Raw genomic sequence first — 20,078 nt, forward strand, 5'->3', positions numbered from 1 at the left:
ATAAAAGATTTGGATATATGTTGATAATAGAAAACAAAGAAGAAGGAAGATGATAGCCTTATGACTACATCTTCTTTTTTGATTTTAGGAGGAATTTAAAATGATGAATTACGAAATATTTAAAGAAGTATTAAAGAAAAAAATAAAAGAGTATATGCCTAGTGAATTTAAAAATTACAAGGTAGTAGAAAGAAAAGTTCACAAGGTAAATTGTGACAGGGACGCAATTAATGTTGTTTCTGCTGAGAAGAATAAGGGCATAAGTGGTTCACCGACTATATACATAGATAGTCTTTATGAAATGTATAAGCAGGGAGAAAGTATGGGAGAAATTATTAGAGATGCAGCAGATATGATAACAGAAGGATATAACAAAATGCCGGAAATAATGAAAGACGAAAAGCTAGATATGGATAAGTTAAAAGAGAAATTAATTGTAACGTTAGTAAACACAGCTCAGAATGAAAATTATTTAAAAGGTGTTCCACATAGAGAGTTTTTAGATCTTTCAGTAGTATATAGATGTTTAATAAATACTGATAAAAATGGAACAAGTTCAATAGTTGTAACCAATGATTTAGCAGAAACAATGGGAATGAATGAAGCACAGCTTTATGAACAGGCAATGGCAAATACACCTAAATTACTACCGGTAAGTATTAGACCAATGGATGAGATTATTTGTGAAATAATCTTAAAAGAAATGGGAGAAGCTCAAGATATTGTAAGTAGGGAAGAAACAATGAGTGTGATTGATGAAGTAAAGGGAAGTTCAAAAGGTATGGATTTGTATGTTATGACAAACTCTGAAAAATTTAATGGAGCATCGGAACTTTTATTTCCTGAAAATCTTGATGAATTGTCAAAAAAATTTGACTCTGACATTTATATTATTCCTTCATCAACGCATGAAATAATTGCAATATCATCAATAGGAAAGGATGTAAATGAACTTCAGGAGATGGTAAATGAAGTAAATATGAATGAGGTATTAATAGAAGACAGACTTTCCAATGAAGTGTATCATTATGACAAAAACAAAAAGGAATTGACCGTAGCATCTGATGCACCAAACAAAAGCCTTGATGACAATATAGTAGCAGAGCCGTTAAGTTATGATAGAACAGGAAAAACATTATAGGTGTTGTAATGGAGAAAAAAGAAGAAATTGGAACAATGGAAGATATGGTGAAAATTATAAATTCAGAAAAAGAAGAATTTATTTTTATATTGGAATGGAAGGATGAAAAAGATGGAGATGAATAACGACTTTAAACTGGATGTTGTGTCAGTAAAGCTGGTAAAAGAAGCTCCAATCTTTTCTGATGTGAAGATCACAACTCCAGAGATTGCAACATGGCTTATTGGGAAATATTTATGCGAAATGGATAGAGAGGTTTTGTGTGTAGTCAATTTGAAAAGTGATAATACGCCAATCAACTGCACTATGGCAAGTGTAGGTTCGCTTAATCAATCGCTTGTGAGTCCAAGAGAAATATTTAAAACAAGTATTCTTTCAAATGCTGCAAATATGTTACTAATACACAATCATCCTTCGGGCTCGTTAAATCCATCAAAAGAGGATATTGAAATAACAGACAGGCTTATTCAGTTGACGGATTTAATGGGAATCCCTCTACTTGATCATATAATTGTGGGAGGAAATAATATAGAATATTTCAGTATGAGAGAAAAAGGGCTTATGTTTCATAAAAGGGAAAGATATGAGCAGGATTATAATAATCTTAAATTTTACGGAAATGAAAGCACTTTAGTTGCTGAAAAAGAGAGAACTAGGAGATAAAATGGAAGATAGCTTTACTAAAAAAGAATTAGAACTTGCAAAATCTGTTGATTTATGTGAGGTGGCTTCATCACTCGGATATACGGTGAAAAAGATAGGAAAGTATCATACTTTAAAAGAGATGGATTCAATACGAATATATGGCAAAACTAATTGGTATCGTTGGTCAAGGCAGAATGAAAAAGGAAGTAATGGAGGTTCACAGATAGATTTTTTAAGAGTATTTGCAGGAATGGATATTAAGGAAGCAGTATTTTGGCTGCTTGACTTTGCAGGATACAAAAGAACGGAAAGTTATAGTACAGATTTAACATTAAAACATAGCGTGAAAAAGATTGCTCCAGAAAAAAATAATATAAAATTTGTACTTCCACAACAGTCAGAAAACAATAATTTTTTATATTCATATTTGCAAAGCAAAAGAAAAATAAGTAAAAAATGTATAGATTTCTTTGTGGACAAAAATCTGATTTATGAATCTAAAGGGTATCATAATATAGTCTTTAAGGGAAAGGATGAAAATGGAATAACAAGGTTTGCTAGTATGAGAGGAGTTTTTGATAAGAACGGTTATGTTTTCAAGTGTGATGTAAAAGGTAACGATAAAAACTATGGCTTTAATTTTGTAAATGATAAATCCGATGAATTAGAAGTGTTTGAGGGAGCAATTGATTTGCTAAGTTATTGCGATATTTATGATGATTATAAGACTAATAAATTGGCACTTGGAATGATTGCAGATGCACCATTAGAAACTTTTCTAAAAGAAAATCAAAATATAAGAATAATTAGATTATGTCTTGATAATGATGGACCGGGAAGAGTGGCATCATCTGTATTGAAGGATAAATATGAAAGCAGAGGATATAAGGTTATAGATTTACCACCGCCAAAGGAATATAAAGATTATAATGATTGGATTAAGAGCTTAAGAAGTAAAAAGACAATTACCATGGAAAAGTACAGGTAGTTATTGGGAAATTTTGAGTAAATTATAAAAAGTACAGGAAAAAATATCATGGAATAAATAAAAGGGAAAAAACATTAATGTAAATACTCACAGAAAAATGTGAGAAGTCAGGTAAAAAAGTTGAGGGGATTTTTAATTTCCAATATATTTCTATGTAAATATATAACATTTGTAAAAAACAGGGGTATTAGGGGATGTTCCCCTAACAAGAAATGGCATTTGTATCACAAAATGCGTATCTTGCGAACGACAGGTTGTTATATAAGCCATAACTGGGAAATTCTTAAAGGATACGGATAAGGAAAATCATAATTAGACTTTATGACAAAGTGTGATATTTAAATAATGGATTACGATAAAGAGAGGGTGGTATAAATGGAAAATGGAAGACATAGAGTAGTTAAACATTTCAGATTTACGGAAACGGAAGCAGCAAAATTGAGAAAACTTGCTAAAGAATTCAATATGACAGAATCAGAATACATACGTCTGTTACTAAATAATAAACCTTCTGATTATCCAGAAATAAGAATTATGCTGTCAAATCTTATTAATGAAGTAAATCATGTCGGAAACAATATTAATCAGATTGCAAGAAAAAATAATGCTGGATTTTATAGCCGTAATGATATGGAAAGCCTAAGAGCATATATGAGAAAACTTATAATGTCTACAAGAGAAGTGGAGAAATGTATTGGCAGTTACGAAGGTTATTAATATAGGTGATTGTGGAAATGGTTATCATGGGAAACATTTAAAAGCTGCGATTGATTACATAAAAAATGAAGAAAAAACAGATGGAGGAAGACTTGTAGGAGGGATTAATTGTCAGCCGGATTTTGCATATGACAAAATGAAAAATACCAAGGTTAAATTTGGCAAAATAGATAAAAGACAAGCTTATCATTTTATTATATCTTTTGAAGAAAACAACATAGATGATGACACTGCTTTTAAAATAACAGAAAGATTTGCAAAAGAGTATATTGGGGATGATTACGAAGTTATATTTTCAGTTCATAATAATACCAAACATAAGCATGGGCACATTATATTCAATAGCGTAAATATAAAGAATGGAAAAAAGTATCGTTACGAAAAAGGTGATTGGGCAAAATATATTCAGCCACTTACAAATAGTCTTTGTAAGGAATATGGTCTTTCGACAATAGATATAAATTATGACAAAAAAGAGAAAGATGAAAGGTACAAAGAATGGAATACATATCGTGATGGTAAATTTGTTTGGAAAGACATGGTAATAAGAGATGTTGATTCATGTATTCTTCAAGCTTCAACATATGATATTTTTTTAGAAATGCTTAAAGAGAAGGGATACAAAATTAAGCAGGGAAAATATATGGCAGTATTAATGCCGGGAATGAAGAAGTATATTAGGCTTGATAAAATAGGGGATGAATATACAAGAGAAAACATTATCAAAAGAATTATTAACGAAAGCATTGCCGATTATAAAAGCGATAAAGTTAATTCCGAGCCTAAGATTATATATTGCAGATTTAAAAGATATCGAAGAGCAAAACTTACAGGAATTCAGAAAAAATATTTTGCAAAATTGTATAGAACCGGTAAATTGAAAAAAAGAGCGTATTCACAGGCATGGAAATATCGTGGTGAAATTAGAAAAATGCATAAACTACACGAACAGTTTAGTTTGCTTTCGAAATATGGAATTACGAGTATAACTGAATTGACTGAAGCAAGAAATGTTTTAGATGATAGAAGAAAAAGTATAAATAGGAAAATTAGTGCAGTAAGACGTGCTGAGAAAGCAGCCGAAAATCTGTTTGAGACTGTAGATGTGATAAAGGAATTAGCAGAAAGTGAAAACTGTTATGTAAGAGGAGATGAATTTTTCAAGGAAGAACATGAAAAATATACGCAGCTTATATCGGAAATTAGCAGTCAGGGATACACGGTTGAAGAAGTAATAAATTTAAAAGAATATTATAAAAGTCAATATGTAAAGTTAAGAAACAAATTAAAGGATGTAAGAAAGGAATTAAGAATTGCAGATAATTTAATAAAGGAAGAAAATGAAAAACCAATAAGACAAGTGGAGGACAAAAAAGAAGAAAGAGGAATAGATAATAGAGATAGACAGCCGAAAAAATAGGCTGTTTTTTTATTTTAACAGGAGGTTAAAATTGGGCAGTGACACTAGAGACAAAAATATGATTATACAAGGTTTTAGAAACAGAGGAGTAAGTAAAGAGGTGTTAGAGCTGATAAGTGATGATGCAGATTATGGGCTTACAAGAGAACAGATAGCAAGATATGCCGATAAAAATATGGATTTTGCTCATATGAAAATATGTTCAAAATGCTTGAGAAACAATTATGATGATGAGGTTATTAAGGTAATTGTAGCTGACGGACTTAGTATTTCACAGATGGAAATGGCATTGGAATTTTATGAAAAGGGTGTACCAATAGAAGCAGTGAAAAAAATTACTCAAAGTGGCGAAAAGGCAGTAACGATGAAAAAGCTCTATGAAGATAGTCTTGCTGAAGGAAATAAGTTTGAACACGATAGGGAACCTGAATATGTAACAAAAATTATAAAATATTTGGAGCAAATGAATGTAAATTTATCAAATGCGGATAAAAGATTTACTGAAGTTGAAGATGTGTTGAGAACTTTATTAGATAACAATGAAGGGCAGCAGGATTTCGATAGGATACTAAAAGAAAATCAGGAAAAAGATGTTTTACTATCTGAAAAGCAAGATGAAATAAATAAAGCATATTCGCAGGCAACAGAAAATAGCAGAGAAAGAGAGGTTCTTAGAAAAGAAAATAAAAAGTTAAGAGAAAAAATAAGTGAATTAGAAGAAAAATATAGTAAAAAAAAGAAATCAGACACAGAAGTTATTGAATTTTCAAAGAAAGAATCATCAGAAGTAGATAATTTGAATCGACATATAAGAATAGACAGTAACAGCATTGAAAGAAAAACGCCAGTAAATAGTCGTGGAGCAATAAGTATTTTTACAAAATTAGCGATAAAAACAAAGAGTAGAAGAAATTTGGTAAAGCTTGTAATTGAAGGTGAATTGGACAAAAATCAGCTCATTCAAATAAAAAGTGCAATAGAGAAGGGACTTACAGAAAGTCAATTGGAAGAAATCATTAATGGTAGGATTTCAGCAGAAAGAATGAAGGAAATAATAGAGATTGCAGAACTTGAAAATAGTATGAATGGATAGAAAGGAGGAGATAATGGCAGATGAATTGGCAGAGGCAGTGCAGATAATCAGAGTTGCCTATGACGGTATAGAGATTGCAATGAAAGTTGGAAGTGATGGTATTGAAGCAATGAAAAAAGTATTGGCTGTTCTAAAGGGGATGCTTGATTATGAAAAAAATCTTGGAAGAACATCTATGAGAAAACTGCTTATGAGAGGTGGAGACCTTCAGGTACTTGAGTTTAGTAATTCTGAAATGCGAAAAGTTAAACGACTTGCAAAAAAATACGGAATACTTTATTCGATGATGCCAAATATAAACAAGGGACAAACAGAGATTATATTTCATTCGGAGGCAACACCAAGAATTAATGTAATGTTACAAAAATTGAAATCGTGTCAGATAAGTACATTTGATGACTATGTAAAGAAAAGTGACAATGATGGAAAAAACAAACTCATTGACTACTTTCAAAAACAGAAAGACGGAAATGAAAGGTTTCATTCACAGGAGGCAGAAAAAACAGGAGAAATAATGCAGGGGCTAATTGAAAAAGTAGGACTATATGCTGTTGATAATAAAAGCATAAGCGCTGATTCCATAGAGGAAAAATTTCACATAGAAAAGAATACAGCGAAAGAAATAATAGGAAAACTTGTTACAATGGGGGCATTGGAAAAATCAGAAATAGAAAATAAATATGATGTCATTATGAACAAGGAGACACTGACAAAAAGAATTAACAGCTACAGAAACATAGTTGAACGAATTAGGGCAGTATCAATGTCAAAGAACAGAAATCTTGAGGATATCACAGTATCAAAGATATTGATAAAAGAAGAAAATTCTAGGGCAGTTAAAACAAGAGTTCCCGGCACATGGGGAGAAAAAGTACGTTATGTGTGGATAAAAAAAGAAAATATAATGGAAATACATAACGGAAAGACAATGCTTACATTTCTTGATATGGAAAAGGAATATAAGCTATACGACAAAAATAATAAAGTCGTTCAGATGATAAAGGGCAGTGAATTATATGAAGGACACTATGATAGTGTAGGAGTTGCTGTAAGAAAAAGATATGAAAAGATGTCTCCAAAGCAGAAGATAACAAATAAAACAGAAGAAATTGGAAAGGGAAAACGATAATGATTTACAAGAAGAAAAGCCCTTCCATCATTATCGTTATTGTTGGAGCAGTGTTTGCGGCTTATGCGGGATATCTGGTAAATGGTGCATGGACAACGGGGATAAATATAAATGATTTTATTAATAAATTAAATCAGATTTTAGCACAGCCATTTAATAATTATTATAAAGGATATACAACAGTAAAAGCTGTTTTAAGTGCTTTGTTAATATATGCAGTAGCATTAACGCTGTACTACACAAGTAAAAGAAATATGATGCCCGGTAAAGAGTATGGTACTGCACAATTTGCAGACATATCAAAGGTGAACAATAGGCTAAGAGATAAGAATGAACATAGAAACAGAATTTTAAGTCAGAATGTTAGAATGAGTCTTAATACAAGGATGACGAAACTTAATAATAATATCCTTATTATTGGAGGTTCAGGAGCAGGCAAGACTTTTTACGAGGTAAAACCTAATCTTATGCAGATGCCGGATGATTGTTCATTTATATTGACCGATCCCAAAGGAGGTGCGAAACGTTCCATAGTGAAAAGCTATGGCACGATTGCAACTAATAATTGAATAAAAAAAATAGTAGTAAATCGGAGAACTAAACACACGATATGTCGAATGATGGGGTAACGTCCTGAAAGGCAACCCTAATCCTCCGACTTGCACCTAAGTTAGTAGAAACTAAAGTGTAAGAAGCTCGGTGAAGTCGGCAGAGAGATACCGAAACAGATTAGATGTCGAAAGCATTTCAGAGGTGAGATGTGTATCCTATATGCCGGGGGTCTATAAACTATCTATGGTGAGAATGAAGAGAGTTAAGCTCTTCTGACGAAACTTCGAATGTACGGGTCTATATCGGGACTATGTAGAAATGCATAGTGGCACAAATAGTGTCGTTACTGTGGGCGAGTAAGACTCCGCCTTTATGAAAGTCCATACATTGTTACAGGTAGTGTCAAGGTAACAGGCTCATAGAAGGAACCTAAGGATAGATGTAAAGATAGTGTGTTTGGAACGTTGGAAGCTGACAGCGTGGAGAATCTACTTTCTACGAAACGTATCAAACGGGAAAATCACAATAGTGATATAAGTGAGATTATGTCAGTGAAAGCGGAGGTATAGTACCGAAGAAACCGTGATAATAAGCGGTGGAGGGAAGACCTCTAGTCATACAGTTAAGCAAATTAAAGTCGAATGGTATGGGTTCGAGTAAGACTAAGAGATGTAATCACTCCCAGATAGGAGGTTACAGACCATGCTAAAGAAAACCAAATTGAGATACAACGAATATTATGATATGCAAAGAGTATATGATTCATTGTATTCAGCAAGTAAAAACGGTAACAACTTTTATAAGTTACTGGAGATTATTGGTTCAGAAGAAAATATCAGGTTAGCATATAGAAACCTAAAGAGTAATAAAGGTAGTAATACCAAGGGAACTGATGGAAAGACAATAGACGATATTAAAGAACTAACAGATGAAACTGTGATTAATACAGTGAGAGAGATGTTAGCTGACTACAAACCTAAGTCTGTCAGAAGAGTGTACATTCCAAAACCAGGAAGTGACAAGAAAAGACCATTGGGTATTCCGTGTATATGGGACAGATTGGTTCAGCAGTGCATATTGCAGGTCCTTGAACCAATCTGTGAACCTAAGTTTCACAACCATTCATATGGTTTTAGACCAAACAGAGACACACATCACGCAATTAGTAGAACAGTTAGTATGATAAATATGTACAAGCATTACTACTGTGTTGATGTTGACATAAAAGGGTTTTTCGACAATGTCGACCACGGAAAACTTTTGAAACAGATATGGACACTTGGAATAAGAGACAAGCGTTTAATAAGTATCATAAGTAAGATACTTAAGTCAGAAATAAAGGGAGAAGGAATACCGACAAAAGGTACACCACAAGGTGGAATAATAAGTCCACTACTATCCCTAATAGTCTTAAATGAATTAGATTGGTGGATAAGTAATCAATGGGAAACATTCAAACCAAACAGAATGTCTAATGTTGCAGCATTTCGAACATATGCGAAGAAATACACCAATCTGAAAGATGGATTTCTAATAAGATATGCAGATGATTTCAAAATAATGTGTGGAAGTTATAACGAAGCACAGAGATGGTATCACGCAACAGTGGATTTCTTAAAAACAAGATTGAAATTGGACATAAGTGAAGGAAAATCAAAAGTCATAAATCTTAAGAAAAACTCATCAACATATTTAGGTTTTAAAATAAAAGTCGTTCCAAAGGGGAAGACCAGATATGGTTATATAGCAAAGACTGATATGAGTGACAAGGCAATTAAGAATGCAAAAAGCAATCTAAAAGCCAAAATAATTAACATTCGAAAAGACAACCCAACAGTGGCAATTAAAAACTATAATTCAGCCATTAGAGGAATACAAAATTATTATTGCATAGCAACAAATATTTACAACAATTTAACGGATGTGAATTACGCTCTCTTACCAACCATAAGAATACGTCTTAGAGACATTAGCAAAACAATTCCATTTAAGGAAACAGACATTAATTTTCAAAAACAAACAATGGGCATTCAGAAAGAAACAAAAATTGTAACCATAGGAGATATGTGTTTACTCCCATTAACGGGAGTTCACCATAGGAGTCCTATGAATTTCTCTCAGGAAATAAGTAATTATACTTCAAAAGGTCGAGAGAAAATACACAAGAATTTAATGCTTATTACACAAAGAGAATTTGAAGCCATAGCTAAAATGAGAGACCCAACAGAAACAATAGAATTTAATGACAATAGTTTATCAGCATATGTCATTCAGCAAGGAAATTGTTACATAACGGGTAAGAAGTTAGATGTTAGCCATATGAAGTGCATTAGAAAGAAACCTTTAAAAAAGAGGGGAACTAATAATCACGGAAATATAATCTTTATAAATTCAGATGTGTACAAGGCAATATTTACGAGAAAGATGGTTGAAGCCCAAGGTTTATTAAGAAAATTTAAGTTGAATGAAGAACAATGGAAAAAAGTTAATTATATAAGGCAAAATTATGATTACCAAAAGGTTTAGACAATAAATAATTTGCAAAAGTATGATGGCACGCCGTATGAGGCGAAAGTCTCACGTACGGTGTAGAGCAGGGGAAAAGGTGGAGATAATATCAAATCCTTACCTATTGCTATAAATCCTTAGAAGCTGCGGGCAGATGTTAAAAAATAACGGATATAACCTGAAAGTCATTAATCTGTTAGAGATGGATAAATCAGACTGTTACAATCCATTTTCCTATATCAGAGAGGAAACAGATGTGGTCAAGCTGATTACAAACCTTATCAGCAATACGACACCAAAGGGAGCGACACCAAGTGATCCGTTCTGGGAAAAGGCGGAAGGATTGTTCTTACAGGCTATCTTTTATTATGTGTGGCTGGAGGTACAGCCGGCAAAGAGAAACTTTGAGACAGTACTTAAACTTCTTGGAGAAGCAGAGGTTACAGAGCAGGGGAAGGCATCAAAGCTGGATGTGCGTATGAAGTTTTTAGAGGAAAGTTCCCCACTTGGAGCCAATCATCCGGCAGTCAAGCAGTACAACAAATGTATGAGAGGTGCAGGAGATACCGTCCGTTCCATTATCATAAGTGCCAACTCAAGACTTGCATTTCTTGAGAATAAGCAGGTTTTACGACTACTCTCAAAAGATGAGCTTAATCTGTCCGATATCGGTATTGGAGTAAATGGGGATGGTGAGACAAAGACAGCACTGTTTTGTGTAATCCCGGATAGTGATAAATCCTATAACTTTATTATCGGTATGTTATACACGCAGATATTTCAGGAATTGTACTATCAGGCAGACTTTAATTGTGGTGGAAGGCTGCCAATCCATGTGACATTTATGTTAGATGAATTTGCGAATGTCGCATTGCCAGATGACTTCTGTTCACTGTTATCGACAATGCGAAGCCGTGAGATTTCAAGTATTATCATTATTCAGAACTTTGCCCAGTTAAAAGCACTTTTTAAAGATACCTGGGAGACAATTCCCGGCAACTGCGATACGTTCATCTATCTCGGTGGAAACGAGCAGAGTACGCATAAGTATGTGTCAGAGCTGCTTGGAAAAGGTACGATTGATAAGAAGTCAAGTGGAGAAACAAAGGGCAGACAGGGAAGCTCTTCAAGAAATTATGATGTACTTGGTAGAGAACTTATGACACCTGACGAAGCGAGAAAATTTGATAATAAAAAATGTCTAATATTCATAAGAGGTTTTGATCCCATTGTAGATAATAAGTTCAATCCATTTACTCATCCGGCATTCAATCAGATGGCAGATGGAAAAGGAAAATCATATGAACATATACCAAGGGAGGATTCGGTTATTATCGGACCTCCCTTTGAAATATTAAATAGAAAGTCATTGGAGTACTACGAAAGATTAAAAGAGAAAGGAAAAAACGTGTACATAGACAAGCTTACAATGGCGGAATTTATGCTTCTAAAAAATGAAACAGTGATAAAAAGGTTAAAAAAGATTGAACCTCAAAAAGAAAACTCAAAAGTAGATATGGAAATATCAGGAGAGCTTGAATATCAGGAAGATATGGAAAGTGCTAATGACACAAATGAAATTAAAAGGTGGAAAAAATTAAAGGAGGATACAGTTACAAATCGAATGATTTTTTGGAAGTTCTCAAAAGAACAGTGCGATGAAGTGAAGAAGGAAATGAGGGAAGGTGTTCCTGTTAATGTGATATTAAATTATTTTTACCCAGATGTTTCTGTGGAAAAAATGAGGAAGGAAAGACAAAAATATGGAAGTTAAGAAGATAGGAGAAACTATGACGAGAAATTTATTGGAAGAAGTGAGGAAACAAAAAGATATGAAAGGTATTGGTAAAAAAATAAAAAAAGAATTATTTCCTGTTTTATCAGGTTCGGTAGCAATGATGGAAAAGTTATGTACAAGAGTAATGGCAGCAGATACAAGTTCTGTTACAAAACCTCTTGATAATCTGAAAACGCTGGTTATTGCAATTATTGGAGCGATTGGTGTAATTATTCTTGCTAAAAATGTAATGGAGTTTGCCCAGGCTTATCAGCAACAGGATTCATCCACAATGAATTCAGCATTAAAAGGAATAGTGGCTGGAGTAATGATGGCAGGTATATCATCAGTTCTTGGAATCCTTGGATTTTAGTCTTAAATCATGGAAGAAAAGAGGTGATGATATTTGGATATATTTAAACTAGGACAACAGATTCTGGATTTACTGGAGATGGTATTTGGATTTTGGAATAATCAAATATCACTTGTGTTTGCACTTTTAGGACAATCTCCTGAGTCATTTAAAGATGGAGGACCTTGGGGTGTAGTTCAAAGTATTGAACCTATCTTTGTTGGAGTAGGTTCATCTTTAGTTGTCTTGTTTTTTGTAATAGGCTTTTGTTCTGAAAGTGTGGATGTGAAAGAAGATATGAGATTTGAAGTAATATTGAGAATGCTTATGAGAATAGGAATAGCAGAATGGCTTGTTGCAAACAATGTAACCATAATGAAGGCATTTTTTACTTCGGTGGGAAATCTTGTAAAACTATTAAGTGCAGGAAAAATGGTTAAGCTTACCATAGACAGTACACAGGCGGATATTATTAAAAATCTTGGATTTGGGGCAAGTCTGGTTATGTTAATTCTTACGTCAATACTATCAATAGTCATTATTATCTGTGGATTTTTTCTTATATATACAGTGTATTTCAGATTTTTAAAAATACTTATCATTGTTCCGTTTGGAGCAATTGCACTTTCAACAATAAGTGGGAATAGAATGGTAAGTCATACGGCTACCACATATGCAAGATATTTTTTTTCAATTGTGTTTGAAGCAGTAACAATGGCGCTTGCAATCATTGTATGTAATGCGTTGATAAGTTCAGGGCTTCCGTCATTTACGGGAGAGTATGCAGATTGGACACAGACTCTTATTTATTTGTGTGAAATGACATTTACTATAGCTTTGACAGTTGGAACAGTAAAGGGTGCACAGGGATTAACAAGTAAGGCATTAGGATTGTAGTAGGACATAATGATATTAAGATAAAGGCAGGTGATGAATGTGTCAGTTGAAATAAACAGAGATATAGATAAATTTAAGGAATCAGTTGTTCTTGGACTTACAGCAAAGCAATTGATTGCTTCAGTATTAAGTATTTTAGTAGGTGGGACAATTGTTGTTCTTACATATAAAAAAGTTGGATTTACACTATCAGCATACATTGCAATACCGATTGTTGCACCAATAGCACTAAGTGGATTTTATTCTTTTAACGGAATGAGTTTTATGCAAATGATGAAGAAAAGAATTAAATTTATGTTCAAAGTTAAACCGTTGGTTTATAAATCAACAGAAAACGTGAAAGAGTTAAAAGAAGTAGCAACCGTTATGGAGGAAGAAAATCAGAAATTAAAAAATAATGAAGATATAAATATTAAAAAAACGAAACAAAAAATGATAAGAATACTAGTAATTAGTATTGTATTTGCACTTACAGCCATAAGCATTGCCTATGGCTGTAAATATTTATAAGGAGGAAATTAAATGGGGTTATTTTCAGATGGATTTAAGGAATTAAAAAAAGCGTCGGAACCGATTTATAAAAGTCCTAAATCCATACAGGAAACTATAGAAATAATGGAAGTATCTGAAAATGGAATATTCAAAATACAGGAAAATAAGTATTCAAAAACATATAAGTTTATGGACATAAATTATACAACAGCAACTTATGAAGAACAGGAGGAAATACTTCAAAGATATTGTAAATTTTTAAATTCACTTGATTGTTCATTTAAGATAACAATCAATAACAAGAATAAGGATATGGAAGATTTAAGAAGATATATATTACTTCCATATTTAGATGATGGATTTGATAGATTTAGAAAAATTTATAACAATATAATTGAGGAAAAAATAAAAGAAGGGAGACAGGGAATTGAACAGGAAAAATATTTAACAATTACAGTGGAGAGAAAAAATTTTGAAGAGGCAAAAGCTCAGTTTGCAACAATAGAAGTAAATGTTAAGAAGGCATTTAATGAACTTGGAACAGGAATAACTTCATTAAGTGGAAATGAAAGATTGCGAGTACTACACGATTTTTATAACTTAGGAAAGGAAGAAGAATTTGATTTCAATATAAGAGAAGCAAAGCGTGTAGGAAGAGATTTTAGAAATGATTTATGCAACGGTATGATAAAGTTTTATCAGGATTATTTTGAGGATGAAAATAAGGTTTGTAGGGCTTTGTTTTTTAAAAAATATCCTAAAAGTCTTTCAGAGGAGCTTCTTAATACAATAACAATGCTTCCAGTTCATATGATTACAAGCATAGATGTTGTACCGATTCCGAAGGATATGACAATCAAATTATTACAGAAAAAATATCTTGGTGTTGAATCGGATATTATTAAACAGCAAAGAGTGAGAAATAAAAACAATGATTTCTCAACAGAAATATCATATTCGAAAAGAATGGAAAAAAAGGACATTGAGGATATGATGACTAATGTTAGAGAAAATGATGAGAGTATGTTTTATACATCAGTAAATATGGTTGTAATGGCAGAAACAAAAGAAGAATTAGATAGTGCGTGCGAAACAATTGTGACAATAGGAAAAAGCAATGGAGTTACAATAGATACTCATCAGTTTATGCAAAGAGAAGCATTAAACACTATTCTTCCAATTGGTGTAAGACAGGTTGAAACAATGAGAACAATGTTGACAAATTCATTAGCGGGTCTTGTTCCTTTTAGTGTGCAGGAACTCAAGGATGATGGAGGTAATTATTATGGAATTAATCAGGTATCTAAAAATATAAATGTGGGAAACAGAAAAAAACTAATAAATGGTAACGGATTTGTTTTTGGTGTTCCAGGTTCTGGAAAATCATTTTTTAGTAAGATGGAAATGGGAAGTGTTTTCTTAAAGGGTGAGGACGATGTTATAGTAATTGATCCGATGCACGAATATTTTGATATTGCAAAGACGTATGGCGGAACCATTGTTAACCTGTCTACATATACAAATAATTTTGTTAATCCTTTGGATATGGATGTATGGAATCTTGATGCAAGGGATTCAAAGGGATGGATTAGAGAAAAATGTTCTTTTATGTTTGGTTTGTGTGAGCAATGTTTAAATAAACCACTTACTCCACAGCAGCGTTCCATAATTGATAGGTGTCTTACAGATATGTATTTGGATATAGCAAGGAGCAGAGAAAAATATATACCAATTATGTCTGACTTCTATGAAAGATTATTAAATCAAACTGATGCTGATGAAAAGAAAATAGCTAAGGATATTGCATTATCACTTGAAATATTTGTGAAGGGTTCTCTTAATATTTTTAATAATCAGACAAATGTGGACATGGATAATAGATTTACGGTATATGGAATTAGAGATTTAGGTCAGGATTTAGCACCTATATCAATGCTTATTATGATGGAAGCAATTCAGCAAAGAATCGTAGAGAACGGAGAAAAGGGCAGAGCAACATGGTTGTATATAGATGAAATCCATGTGTTGCTTAATTCAGAATATAGTGCAAAGTATTTACAGCAGCTATGGAAGAAAGTAAGAAAACAGGGTGGATTATGTACAGGAATAACACAGAATGTAGTTGACCTTTTACAGAATTATACAGTGACTACAATGCTTGCAAACAGTGAGTTTGTAGCAATTTTAAAACAGGCAAATACAGATGCAGAAAAAATAGCAGAAGTTGTAGGTGTTTCAGAATCACAATTGGAATTTGTAAGTAATGCTCCGTCAGGAATGGGATTGATAAAATGTGGAAATGTAATTATTCCATTTGATAATACAATTGGAAGAGATACAGAATTGTATAGATTATATAATACAAATATACATGAGAAAAATTCTAAAAATTATATGAATTTAGGTACTCTAGATTTCAAATAAAGTATATGTTAATATTAAACAAATATTACTATAATTGGAATAATAAATAAACAAATCAGAAGGTGTAAATATAATGAATGAACAGCAGCTTGTAGAAGAAGTAAACAGATATCTTGTAGATAAATCATATCAATATGCCATATTAATAGAGGGTGAATGGGGATGTGGAAAAACATACTTTGTAAAAAATAGACTAACACAGGAAATAAACAATTTAGAAAAAAATAGAGGAAAAAGAAAAATAAAATATATATCATTATATGGGTGTAAGTCGATTGATGAAATAAAAGAAGCTATGGCATGGACATTTGCGGAAGAGGCTTCAAAGTTTTCTGAAAACAAAGGAAAAATTAGCCAAGAAAAGGTTGAGAGCATATTGTCTACATCTAAAAGTATTATTAGTAGAATAAGGGAAAAAATTTTGCCAGATGTGAGTATAACTAATATAATAGCTAACTGGATTATGTTAAAAAATTACATATTTATTTTTGACGATTTAGAAAGATGTGATTGTCCCATTAATGAAGTTTTTGGATTTATAAATGGTTTAGTAGAACACGAAGAAACAAAGGTGATTTTAGTGGCCAATGAAAAGGAGATATCCATAAAAGAAAATAGGGAATCTAAAGAAATGCAGTATATGGTAGCTTTGAATGAAAATATTGATTGGTCAGGTGAAAGAGAAAATATTTTAGAGCAAAGTAAAAGAATAAATTCAAAAATTAATAGTTCTGAATTAGAAAAAAGGAGAGAGCTTCTTTTTCAAAATGACGAATATGATAATGCTTATAAGAAAATTAGAGAAAAATTAATAGGGGTAACATTGCATTATGATCCAGATATAAAAATTATTTGTGAGAAAATAATTGGCAATAGTGTTGAAAATAATACATTAAAAAATGAAATGCTAAATTATAGTGATATGTTTTGCAATTACATGGAACAATATTCCCATAACAATTTGCGAACATTCCAATTTTTTATTTCAAAAGTGTCGTATTTAGTTAAAAAAATGGAACAAGCATCTATTAAAGACTATGAGATAGAAGTAAGAAAATATATAATTGAAGAAACGTTTATTTGTGCAATTGAGTATAAATCGAACTATCAGGAACCTAGTGAAGAATGGGAAAGAGCACTGATAAAAGTAAGACCGAGAATGCTATCTGTAAAAATGTATGTCGAAACAGGACAGTTTATTTATAAAAACTTTAATAAAGAATTAAATAAATATGTTGATGAGCAAATTTTAAATAACATAGATAGTCAAGATCCACTTAATTTATTGAGCAACTATTATTATGAGAATTCTCAGAAATGGTGTGAAGATAAAATTGACGAAATTAAGGGAAAATTAAAAGATAATAAATATCCGACATTTTCTTATGGAAGAATTCTAATTTGTGTACAATGTCTTATTGACATAGGATTTGAATTGTCTATTGAAGAGTTTAAGAGATTAATGAGTATAAATATTTCAAAAACTGATCGTTTATATGAAATAGATTTAATTAATTTGAAATTTGAGAATCCCAAAATACGAGATAAAATCATTAGTAATATAACAGAAATTAATAAGTTTATTTTGAATAAAAAAAATAAGAATAAAGCGAAAAGTGTTAGAGAAATATTAAAAGACGAAGATTGGGTACAAGAATTAGAAAATATTATTGATGAGTACAATATTGTGTATGATTCAGATGTAAATATTTTTCACGGAATATCTGTATCTGAGTTGAAAAATACAGTAATTAATTCATCATCTGAAAATATCATTAAATTCAGACGTATTTTAAACTCATTATATCCATTGGATTATTGCAGAAAAGTTAATTGCTTAGATGATGTGGTATTATTGAAAGAATTGAGAGAGAATATAGACCCTCAAGAGATTAATGATTTAATTGTAAGAAAAAATCTAGAGTGGTTAATAGAGCAAATTAAAGAAACAGAAACTATTTATTTAAATAAGTAGAGAAAGGGTATATATATATGAGTAAGATATTGCATTTGTCAGATATACATTTTGGAAGAAATTATAACGAATATAATGTAGATGGGGTGTTTGATAGGAAGGAACTAATTTTAGAAGAATTAATAGAATGTATTTCAAAAATGGATAAAAAACCAGAACATATAATCGTGACTGGGGATATTGCGTGGTGGGGAAAAGAGAAAGATTTTAACGAAGCATTAAAATGGTTTGAAAAGCTATTAAAAGAATTATCATTACGTGGTAGTGATATTACATTTTGTCCTGGAAATCATGATATTAATAGAAATTATGGATATTATAGATGTGATATAACTAAGGATACAAAGGTGAAAGATATAGATGAACTATATGATTATTCAAATGTACATAAAATGGAGGAACCATTATATAACTATGATGAATTTTGTGCCAAACTTGGTGTAATACCTTTTCATTACCCTAAGAATAGCAAGCAAGAGTCAAGTTATAGCATTGGCTATAAAGACATTGAATTAGAAGAAAATAGAAAAATTAGAATAGTATCATTCAATACAGCGTTACTATCATATTTGAAAGATTATCCCGATGATGCAAATTTTATTGGAAAGAAACAAATAGAAGATTTATTAAATTATAAAATATTAGGTGATAGTGAAATATATACGATAGCAATTTTTCATCATGCAGAAAGATTTTTACATAAGAATGAAATTTGTGAATATGACGGGAGAGAAGCTACTTTACCTAAGTTACGCAAAAGTGCTAATTTAATTCTTTGTGGGCATACAGAAACAGGTGGCAGACCTGTTCTATATCAACAAAGTAATGGTGCATATATGTTAACAGGAGGAGCCGCATATTTTGATGATTTACATCCTAATGCATATTCTTTAATCGAAATAAAAGATGAATCAAAGAAGCCGGAAATATACCCGTATACCTATGAGAATAACAAATGGAAAGAATATAAAGAACATCAGAAAAAAATAAAAAAATTGGAGATGAAAATCATTCCAGATATTGGAGTAATAAGAGGTCGTGGGATTTTTGAGATGAATTTAGGCTTGGATAAACATATTATTAAAATCAATAATTTACGAATATGTGAAAAAGATGAAGAATATTGTTATTTAGATAATGAAGATGATCCAACCAGACTAATAAATATTAAAAGTTGTGCACCAATTAAAAATAAGGGAAATTCATATTTTGAAATAAAACAATCAAATTTGAAAAGTAGTAGTGTTAGAGCACGTTTAGAAACCTTAAAATCATTCGAGTTTATTAATAAGGCTAAGAATAGTAGTGAAAAATCTTCTTTTAAAATATATAATTCAAGTGGACAAGTATATTATTCTGGAGAAAAAATAGAAGGAAATATACAGTACCAAAGTGAGTGGATAGAAATATTAGAAAAATTAAAAAGGATAGAGGATTATTTTGATATTAGAATTCAGTGTCCGCAAGAATGTAATTCAGATTTAATAAATAAAATTATTGATTTGATAGATGGTAAAGAAGTTAGTATGCCTAATTTTCAACAAGTTACAGTTCCGTTTGATGATGTGAAAAAAATAAAAGAGTTTTTACATAGCATTAGATTAAATAAAAAAATATATTTAGTAAATGATAGTATTTATTATTGCGATTTATTTGGAAAACAGTTTTCTTTAGGAAAATTAAAAATGGTATCAGGACCATATACAGTTAATAGGCTAGATGCTTGTTACAAGATATTAACATTTGGAAGTGGGGATATACGAAAACTTACTTTTAATAAGTGTGATAATACCCAAACGTATATTTTTATAGATAAAGGAGATTTTGTATTAAGGAAGCCTTTTATTAAGATAAATTTAAAAGCAAAGTGGAATGATAGTATATGGGCAGAGAAATAATAAAGTAATTTAAATAAAGCCATTACAAAGCTAGAGCTTTGTAATGGCTTTATTTACGTCAGGAGGAAAA

General features: G+C 31.5%; 16 protein-coding genes. All 16 read left to right on the forward strand.

Translation table 11 applies throughout. The annotated features are described in order from the left end of the window. Positions 1-100 precede the first annotated feature (100 nt). The 16 genes from DWW96_RS06960 (at position 101) to DWW96_RS07040 (ending at position 20,008) form a co-directional block, all read left to right on the forward strand. Positions 101-1,141, forward strand: coding sequence for a DUF5688 family protein (locus DWW96_RS06960; RefSeq protein ID WP_117909918.1), 1,041 nt, complete (start codon positions 101-103; stop codon positions 1,139-1,141). Between the two features lie 111 nt (positions 1,142-1,252). Further along, a complete protein-coding gene (locus DWW96_RS06965; RefSeq protein ID WP_117909919.1) occupies positions 1,253-1,804 on the forward strand; it encodes a JAB domain-containing protein in 552 nt (183 codons plus the stop codon). A gap of 1 nt (position 1,805) precedes the next feature. Beyond that, the gene (locus DWW96_RS06970) at positions 1,806-2,774 is read left to right on the forward strand and encodes a DUF3991 and TOPRIM domain-containing protein (protein ID WP_117909920.1); all 969 of its coding nucleotides are present in this window, start codon (positions 1,806-1,808) and stop codon (positions 2,772-2,774) included. Between the two features lie 375 nt (positions 2,775-3,149). Beyond that, positions 3,150-3,491, forward strand: a complete 342-nt coding sequence (gene mobC / locus DWW96_RS06975; protein WP_117909921.1) for a plasmid mobilization relaxosome protein MobC — start codon at positions 3,150-3,152, stop codon at positions 3,489-3,491. Beyond that, positions 3,469-4,911, forward strand: a complete 1,443-nt coding sequence (locus DWW96_RS06980; protein ID WP_243003036.1) for a relaxase/mobilization nuclease domain-containing protein — start codon at positions 3,469-3,471, stop codon at positions 4,909-4,911. Before mobC ends, DWW96_RS06980 begins: the two co-directional genes overlap by 23 nt. Positions 4,912-4,942: 31 nt before the next feature. Then, the gene (locus DWW96_RS06985; protein WP_117909922.1) at positions 4,943-6,004 is read left to right on the forward strand and encodes a hypothetical protein; all 1,062 of its coding nucleotides are present in this window, start codon (positions 4,943-4,945) and stop codon (positions 6,002-6,004) included. Between the two features lie 13 nt (positions 6,005-6,017). Further along, entirely contained in the window at positions 6,018-7,133 is a 1,116-nt protein-coding gene (locus tag DWW96_RS06990; RefSeq protein WP_117909923.1) for a PcfB family protein, read from the forward strand. After that, positions 7,133-7,702: a type IV secretory system conjugative DNA transfer family protein gene (locus DWW96_RS06995; RefSeq protein ID WP_117909924.1), complete on the forward strand. Its 570-nt coding sequence runs from the start codon at positions 7,133-7,135 to the stop codon at positions 7,700-7,702. Before DWW96_RS06990 ends, DWW96_RS06995 begins: the two co-directional genes overlap by 1 nt. 685 nt (positions 7,703-8,387) lie before the next feature. After that, positions 8,388-10,211: a group II intron reverse transcriptase/maturase gene (gene ltrA / locus DWW96_RS07000; protein ID WP_117909925.1), complete on the forward strand. Its 1,824-nt coding sequence runs from the start codon at positions 8,388-8,390 to the stop codon at positions 10,209-10,211. A gap of 136 nt (positions 10,212-10,347) precedes the next feature. After that, positions 10,348-11,967, forward strand: a complete 1,620-nt coding sequence (locus tag DWW96_RS07010; protein WP_117909926.1) for a VirD4-like conjugal transfer protein, CD1115 family — start codon at positions 10,348-10,350, stop codon at positions 11,965-11,967. After that, positions 11,957-12,343 carry a hypothetical protein gene (locus tag DWW96_RS07015; RefSeq protein WP_347496336.1) on the forward strand — a complete coding sequence of 129 codons (387 nt, stop codon included), beginning with the start codon at positions 11,957-11,959 and terminating at the stop codon, positions 12,341-12,343. Before DWW96_RS07010 ends, DWW96_RS07015 begins: the two co-directional genes overlap by 11 nt. Before the next feature lie 33 nt (positions 12,344-12,376). Continuing rightward, the gene (locus DWW96_RS07020) at positions 12,377-13,219 is read left to right on the forward strand and encodes a hypothetical protein (protein WP_117909927.1); all 843 of its coding nucleotides are present in this window, start codon (positions 12,377-12,379) and stop codon (positions 13,217-13,219) included. Between the two features lie 33 nt (positions 13,220-13,252). Next, positions 13,253-13,729 carry a PrgI family protein gene (locus DWW96_RS07025; protein WP_182436401.1) on the forward strand — a complete coding sequence of 159 codons (477 nt, stop codon included), beginning with the start codon at positions 13,253-13,255 and terminating at the stop codon, positions 13,727-13,729. Positions 13,730-13,741: 12 nt separating this feature from the next. Further along, the gene (locus tag DWW96_RS07030; RefSeq protein ID WP_117909929.1) at positions 13,742-16,135 is read left to right on the forward strand and encodes a VirB4-like conjugal transfer ATPase, CD1110 family; all 2,394 of its coding nucleotides are present in this window, start codon (positions 13,742-13,744) and stop codon (positions 16,133-16,135) included. 73 nt (positions 16,136-16,208) lie between these two features. Beyond that, on the forward strand, positions 16,209-18,110 hold the full coding sequence (locus tag DWW96_RS07035) for a P-loop NTPase fold protein (protein WP_117909930.1): 1,902 nt from the start codon (positions 16,209-16,211) through the stop codon (positions 18,108-18,110). Positions 18,111-18,127: 17 nt separating this feature from the next. Further along, complete coding sequence (locus DWW96_RS07040) at positions 18,128-20,008, forward strand: metallophosphoesterase (protein ID WP_117909931.1); 1,881 nt, start codon at positions 18,128-18,130, stop codon at positions 20,006-20,008. Positions 20,009-20,078 lie beyond the last annotated feature (70 nt).

The sequence above is a fragment of the Eubacterium sp. AF17-7 genome (assembly GCF_003461285.1).
In the GTDB taxonomy this organism is placed as follows: domain Bacteria; phylum Bacillota; class Clostridia; order Lachnospirales; family Lachnospiraceae; genus Eubacterium_U; species Eubacterium_U album.